This window comes from Streptomyces sp. CA2R106 (assembly GCF_037034245.1).
In the GTDB taxonomy this organism is placed as follows: Bacteria; Actinomycetota; Actinomycetes; order Streptomycetales; family Streptomycetaceae; genus Actinacidiphila.
This window is the reverse complement of sequence record NZ_JBAGKC010000153.1, coordinates 1-688: the sequence shown is the minus strand read 5'-3', so window position 1 is coordinate 688 and position 688 is coordinate 1. Positions and strand designations below refer to the sequence as shown.

Below are 688 nucleotides of genomic sequence, written 5' to 3'. Positions count from 1 at the left end.
CGAACGAGCCGAGAGCACCCACGAACCGGCAGCTTCGCCGTCCAGCAGGGGCAGCGCGTCCGGGTCCGTCACAGCCGTGGCGGAGTCACCCTCGGCCGGTTCCTCGGCCGGCGCCTCCTCCACGATGACGTGCGCGTTCGTCCCGCTGATCCCGAACGCCGACACACCCGCCCGACGCGGACGCTCCCCCGCCGGCCACGCCACCGGCTCGTCCAGCAGCCGCACCTCACCCGCGGACCAGTCCACGTGAGATGTCGGCGTGTTCACATGCAGCGTCTGCGGCAGTTGCTCATGCTGGAGCGCCAGCACCATCTTGATCACACCCGCCACACCCGCAGCAGCCTGCGTATGACCGATGTTCGACTTCACCGCGCCCAACCACAGGGGCCGACCCCCGGCACGCTCCTGCCCGTACGTCGCCAGCAGCGCCTGCGCCTCGATCGGGTCACCCAACGTCGTCCCCGTACCATGCGCCTCCACCACATCCACATCAGCAGCCGACAACCGCGCACTGGCCAACGCCGCACGAATCACCCGCTGCTGCGACGGACCGTTCGGCGCCGACAGACCATTCGACGCACCATCCTGGTTCACCGCCGAACCCCGCACCACCGCAAGAACCTTGTGCCCCTTGCGCCGCGCATCCGACAACCGCTCCACCACCAGCACACCCGCACCCTCGGCCCAA

Annotated in this window: 1 protein-coding gene; it reads right to left on the bottom strand. The window is 69.6% G+C overall.

Features of this window, described 5'->3' with window-relative positions; all coding sequences use genetic code 11:
* Positions 1-688 (bottom strand): polyketide synthase (locus WA788_RS35470; RefSeq protein WP_335984617.1); only part of this gene is annotated, 688 nt, incomplete at both ends.